Source organism: Streptomyces sp. NPDC104202 (genome assembly GCF_055584185.1).
This window is the reverse complement of record NZ_JBVJMN010000078.1, coordinates 28,862-34,939: the sequence shown is the minus strand read 5'-3', so window position 1 is coordinate 34,939 and position 6,078 is coordinate 28,862. Positions and strand designations below refer to the sequence as shown.

The following is a 6,078-nucleotide window of genomic DNA, read 5'->3' as shown; positions in this document are numbered from 1 at the left end:
CCCCCCCCCCCCCCCCCCCCCCCCCCCCCCCCCCCCCCCCCCCCCCCCCCCCCCCCCCCCCCCCCCCCCCCCCCCCCCCCCCCCCCCCCCCGCCCGGCACCCCCGGCACGGCAGCAGACACGGCAGTCCCGTACCAAGGAGCACGAATGTCGGCCCCGAGCATCACCCCGAGCAAGGCGGGGCCTCCCCGCCACTCCCAGCCGGACCAGGACGGCCCCGCCGCCCCCGGCGGCGCCTTCGCCAGGAGCCTGCGGCGCAATCTGACGGCCCACGCCTTCCTCATCGGAGCCGTCGTCTGCTTCGCCCTCTTCTCCTGGTACCCGATGGTCCGGGAGTTCCTCCTGGCCTTCCAGAAGACCGAGAGCGGCAGGACGGTCTGGGTCGGCTGGGACAACTTCACGACCGTCTTCAACGATCCGGCCTTCTGGCAGGCCTGGGGCAACACCCTCTGGTACACCGCCCTCGCCCTGGTCTTCGGCTTCGCCGTGCCCTTCGTCCTGGCGATCACCATCAACGAGTTCCGCCACGGCAAGGGGTACCTGCGGCTCCTGGTCTACCTGCCCGTCATGCTTCCCCCGGTCGCCGCGGTGCTGCTCTTCCAGTACCTGTACGACCCGGGCTACGGCCTCCTCAACGAACTCCTGCGTTTCCTCCACCTGCCCGAGCAGCAGTGGCTCCAGGACGCCGACACCGCGATGCTCTCCCTGGTCCTCGCCTCGACGTGGATGAACATGGGCGGCGCCACCCTCATCTACCTCGCCGCGCTCCAGGGCATCCCCGGCGAGCTGTACGAGGCGGCGGAGCTCGACGGCGCGGGCCTGCTCCGCAAGATCTGGCACGTCACCATCCCGCAGACCCGCCTCATCCTGTCGCTCATGCTGCTCATGCAGGTCATCGCGACCATGCAGGTCTTCGTCGAACCCTTCCTGCTCACCGGCGGCGCCGGCCCGGAGGGATCCACCACCACCGTCGTCTACCTCATCTACCAGTACGCCTTCAACTTCAACAACTACGGTGCCGCGGCGGCTCTCGGACTGCTCCTTCTCGTACTGCTCGCCGGATTCTCGGCGGCGTACGTCAAGCTCAGCCGCGCCGAGGACGAGTAGGGCCGGGGGAACACCATGTCCACACGTACGCTCATCTCGCCGGCCGTCCTCGCCAAACCGCGCGGCAAGCGCCTCTACCGGGCCTCCTTCGCCCTGGTCGTCGGCGGCTTCACCGCGGTCTTCCTCGGCCCCCTGTACTGGCTGGTCTCCAGCGGCTTCAAGGACACCCAGGAGGTCGTCCGCACCCCGCCGACCCTGGTGCCGGAGAGCTTCACTCCCGAGAACTACAGCCGGGCCTGGGAGGTCATGGACCTCTCCTCCCTGCTCTTCAACACCTTCTACTACGCCTTCGGCGCGCTCGCGTTCCAGCTCGTCCTCGACGTGGCCGCCGCCTACTCGCTGTCGAAGCTGCGGCCGGTGCTGGGCAAGGCCATCCTCGGCATGATGCTCGCCACCCTGATGATCCCGGCGACCGTGCTCATCGTGCCGCAGTACCTGACCGTCCTGGACGTGCCGATCGTCGAGCGCAACCTGCTCAACACCCCCTGGGCGATCTGGCTGCCGTCCGTCACCAACGCCTTCAACATCTTCCTGCTGAAGCGGTTCTTCGACTCCATCCCGAAGGACCTCCTCGACGCCGCGTCGATCGACGGCGCGAGCCCGATGCGCATCCTGTGGTCGATCGTGCTGCCGATCTCCCGGCCCATCCTCGGCGTCGTCTCGATCTTCGCCGTGGTCGGCGTCTGGAAGGACTTCCTCTGGCCGATGCTGACCCTGCCCGACCCCGCCAAGCAGACGCTCAACGTGGGCATCTACTCGCTCTCCAACGGGGTCCCGGTCAACATCCTCATCGCCGCCCTCACCATCGCCTCGCTGCCGACCCTCATCGTCTTCCTGATCTTCCAGCGGAACATCATGGGCGGCCTGGCCGCGGGCAGCCTCAAGGGCTGACGCCCGCCCCGCCCCTCCCCTGAAGCCTTCGCCGCCGCCCCGGGCCCATCCTGACCCCGCTCGTCCGGCGCGGCGGCGAAGTACCCCTCCCTGCCCGAAAGGACCGTCACGTGGCAGCCCCCACTTCGTCCCGCACCGCCGACTGGTGGCGCGACGCCGTCATCTACCAGGTCTACCCGCGCAGCTTCGCCGACGGCGACGGCGACGGCACCGGGGACCTCGCGGGCGTCCGGGCGAGACTGCCCCACCTCGCCGAACTCGGCGTCGACGCCGTCTGGTTCACCCCCTGGTACGCCTCCCCGATGGTCGACGGCGGATACGACGTCGCCGACTACCGCGCCATCGACCCCGCCTTCGGCACCCTCGACGAGGCCGAGAAGCTCATCGCCGAGGCCGCCGCACTCGGCCTGCGCGTCATCGTCGACATCGTCCCCAACCACGTCTCCGACCAGCACGCCTGGTTCCGGGCCGCCCTCGCCGCCGGCCCCGGCAGCCCCGAACGGGCCCGCTTCCACTTCCGCCCCGGCCGCGGCGAGAACGGCGAACTCCCGCCCAACGACTGGCCCTCGCAGTTCTCCGGCAACACCTGGACCCGCGTCCCCGACGGCGAGTGGTACCTCCACCTCTTCACCCCCGAACAGCCCGACCTCAACTGGTCGCACCCCGACGTCCGCCGCGAGCACGAGGACGTCCTGCGCTTCTGGTTCGCCCGCGGCGTCGCCGGCGTCCGCATCGACTCCGCCGCCCTCCTCACCAAGGACCCCGACCTGCGGGACTTCGTCGAGGGCGTCGACCCCCACCCGTACATCGACCAGGACGAGATCCACGACGTCTACCGGTCGTGGCGGGCGATAGCCGACGAGTACGACGGCGTCTTCGTCGGCGAGGTCTGGCTCCCCGACGCCGAGCGCTTCGCCCGCTACCTGCGCGCCGACGAGCTCCACACCGCCTTCAACTTCAACTTCCTCGCCTGCCCCTGGGAGCCCGCCCGGCTCCGCGCCACCATCGACGACACCCTCGCCGAGCACGCCCCCGTCCACGCCCCCGCCACCTGGGTCCTCTGCAACCACGACGTCACCCGCACCGTGACCCGGTACGGCCGCGCCGACACCGCCTTCGACTTCGCCACGAAGGCCTTCGGCACCCCCACCGACCTGGAGCTCGGCGACCGCCGCGCCCGCGCCGCGGCCCTGCTCACCCTCGCCCTGCCCGGCTCCGTCTACCTCTACCAGGGCGAGGAACTGGGCCTGCCCGAGGCCGACGTCCCGCGCGACCGCATCCAGGACCCGATGCACTTCCGCTCCGGCGGCACCGACCCCGGCCGCGACGGCTGCCGGGTGCCCCTGCCCTGGGAGGCCGAGGCCCCCTCGTACGGCTTCGGTTCCGGTACGGACCCGTGGCTGCCCCAGCCCGCCGACTGGTCCCGCTACGCCGTGGACCGCCAGTCCGCCGACCCGGACTCCATGCTCACCCTCTACCGCACCGCCCTCGAACTGCGGCGCACCGTACCCGGGTTCGGCGACGGTCCCCTCACCTGGCTCGCCGCCGGGGACGGCGTCCTCGCCTTCACCCGCACCGACGGCCTGATCTGCGCCGTCAACCTCTCCGGCGGTCCCGTCGCCCTCCCCGTCCACGAGGAGCTCCTCCTCGCCAGCGGCCCGCTCGGCGCCGACGGCTCCCTCCCGACCGACACGGCCGTCTGGCTGCGGTCCTGAGTCCGCGGGCCGCCCCGGTGAGCCCCTGCGCCGAGCACGGGAGCGCCGCCTGCGGCCCGCCTCCACACCCCACCGCGCGGCCGGGGCCGCTCAGCGCCGACACCGTCGGCCGCGTCGCGCGGTGGTCGCGGCCGGGACCCTGACCCGGCCGGGACGGAAGCCCTGTTCCCGATCCGTGGGGGGCCGGGAACAGGGCCTCCCGTCCCCGCGAGAAGGACGGACTCCGGGCGGGCCGACGACCGGCCCGCCCGCAGTCCGCTCGTCACCACCCCTCCCCAGCAGAGAAGTGAGCCGAGATGTTCCCCAGCCGCGTTCGTTCACGCGTACGCCACGGTGCGAGAACCACCGCCGTCGCCTGCGCCCTCCTCTGCCTCGGCCAGGCGGCCGACGGCATCGCCGCCGCCGCTCCCGCCGGACCCGACCGCACCCCGTCCGCCGCCCGGCCCGTCGTCACCCGGGCCGGGCTCGACCCGTCGCTGGTCGCGGGCCGCGGCGCGGCCGTCGCCTTCGACGAGCAGGAGGCGGAGAACGCCCGCACCACCGGCACCGTCATCGGCCCCGACCGCACCCCGTACACCCTTCCGTCGGAGGCGTCCGGCCGGAAGGCGGTCCGGCTGGTCCCCGGGCAGTACGTCGAGTTCACCCTGCCCCGGGCCGCCAACGCCCTGACCGTCCGCTACAGCATCCCGGACGCCGCGGGCGGCGGCGGCATCACCGCGCCCCTCGACGTCACCGTCGACGGGCGCCACCGCCGCACCATGACGCTCACGTCGCAGTACTCCTGGCTCTACAACCAGTACCCCTTCACCAACGACCCCGGCGCCGACCTCCTCCACCCGGACTGGTGGCTCGCCGAGTGCGCCTGCGTGCCGGCCGCCACCACGCCCGCGCCGGAGATCGCCAAGCCCTTCCGGCCCACCCACTTCTACGACGAGCAGCGCCTGCTGCTCGGCCGCACCCACCGGGCCGGCGACACGATCCGGCTCACCGTCCCCGCCGGCAGCGCCGCGGCCTGGACCGTGATCGACCTCCTCGACACCGAACTGGTCGCCGCCCCGCACGTGGAGCGCGGCGGGATCGACGTCCGCGCCCTCGGGGCCGACCCCACCGGACGCCGCGACGCGGCCCCCGCGATCGAGCGCGCCCTCGCCCTCGGCCGGAAGACCGGCCGGCCCGTCTACCTGCCGCCGGGCACCTTCCGGGTCGACCGGCACATCGTCGTCGACGACGTCACCCTCGTGGGCGCGGGCAACTGGTACACCGTCCTCAAGGGCCGCCAGGTCACCCTGGCCGAGCCCGCCCCCGACGGCTCCCGGCACACCGGCGTCGGCCTGTACGGCAAGAGCGCCGCCGAGGGCGGCAGCCGCGACGTGCACCTCTCCGGCTTCGCGATCGAGGGCGACGTCCGCGAGCGGATCGACACCGACCAGGTCAACGCGATCGGCGGCGCGATGAGCGACTCCACGATCGACGGCCTGTACCTGCACCACACCAAGGTCGGCCTCTGGTTCGACGGGCCCATGCGGAACGTGAAGGTCACGAACAACGTGATCACCGACCAGATCGCCGACGCGCTCAACTTCCACACCGGCGTCACCGACTCGCTCGTCCGCGACAACTTCGTGCGCAACAGCGGCGACGACGGCCTCGCGCTGTGGTCGGAGAAGACGGCGGACGCCCGCAACACGGTCACCCGCAACACCGTGCAGTCGCCCACCCTCGCCAACGGCATCGCCGTCTACGGCGGAACCGACACCACGGTCAGCGGCAACCTGGTGGCCGACCCCGTCCGCGAGGGCAGCGGTCTGCACGCCGGCGCCCGCTTCGGCGCCGAACCCTTCACCGGCTTCCTCCGCTTCACGGACAACACCACCGTCCGCGCCGGCACCCTCGACCTCAACTGGCGGATCGGCCTGGGCGCCCTCTGGTTCTACGCCCTCGACGGCTCGATCGACGCCGACGTGAGGGTCACCGGGGACCACTACCTCGACTCCACCCACAACGCGATCATGCTGGTCAGCGAGTACGGGGTGAAGGACCGCCACTCCGTGCCGTCGGTCCACTTCAAGGACATCCGCGTCGACGGCGCCGGCAACTCCGTGCTCAGCGCCCGCACCAAGGGCTCCGCCACCTTCGAGAACGTCGACGCCCGCAACGTCGGTGCCGTCGGCGTGAACAACTGCGGCTCGTTCAACTTCCCGGCCACCGGCTCGGAGTTCACGCTGGACGACCTCGGCGGCAACGACGGCGGCTGGCTGGCCCCCTGGCTGCTGCCGAACACCCTCACCTGCGACGACCGTCCGCCGGTGGTCGTGCCGCCGGCCCCGGCGCCCTGGTGACCCACCGGCCCCGTCGGACGACGGGCT

Annotated in this window: 4 protein-coding genes; all 4 read left to right on the top strand. The window is 72.3% G+C overall.

What is annotated here, in order from left to right; all coding sequences use genetic code 11:
* The first annotated feature begins 146 nt into the window (after positions 1-146).
* A complete protein-coding gene (locus ACZ60W_RS33520) occupies positions 147-1,106 on the top strand; it encodes a carbohydrate ABC transporter permease (RefSeq protein WP_469759176.1) in 960 nt (319 codons plus the stop codon).
* Positions 1,107-1,121: 15 nt separating this feature from the next.
* Positions 1,122-1,997 (top strand): carbohydrate ABC transporter permease, encoded by an 876-nt coding sequence (locus ACZ60W_RS33515; protein WP_469759175.1) that lies wholly within the window; start codon positions 1,122-1,124, stop codon positions 1,995-1,997.
* 110 nt (positions 1,998-2,107) lie between these two features.
* A complete protein-coding gene (locus ACZ60W_RS33510; protein ID WP_469759174.1) occupies positions 2,108-3,712 on the top strand; it encodes a glycoside hydrolase family 13 protein in 1,605 nt (534 codons plus the stop codon).
* Between the two features lie 296 nt (positions 3,713-4,008).
* A complete protein-coding gene (locus tag ACZ60W_RS33505; protein ID WP_469759173.1) occupies positions 4,009-6,051 on the top strand; it encodes a glycosyl hydrolase family 28-related protein in 2,043 nt (680 codons plus the stop codon).
* Positions 6,052-6,078: the final 27 nt, after the last annotated feature.

Excerpts from the sequence above, each read along its gene's own strand:
- ACZ60W_RS33520 (WP_469759176.1), top strand. The coding sequence starts at position 147 with ATGTCGGCCCCGAGCATCACCCCGAGCAAGGCGGGGCCTCCCCGCCAC.
- ACZ60W_RS33515 (WP_469759175.1), top strand. The coding sequence starts at position 1,122 with ATGTCCACACGTACGCTCATCTCGCCGGCCGTCCTCGCCAAACCGCGC.
- ACZ60W_RS33505 (WP_469759173.1), top strand. The coding sequence starts at position 4,009 with ATGTTCCCCAGCCGCGTTCGTTCACGCGTACGCCACGGTGCGAGAACC.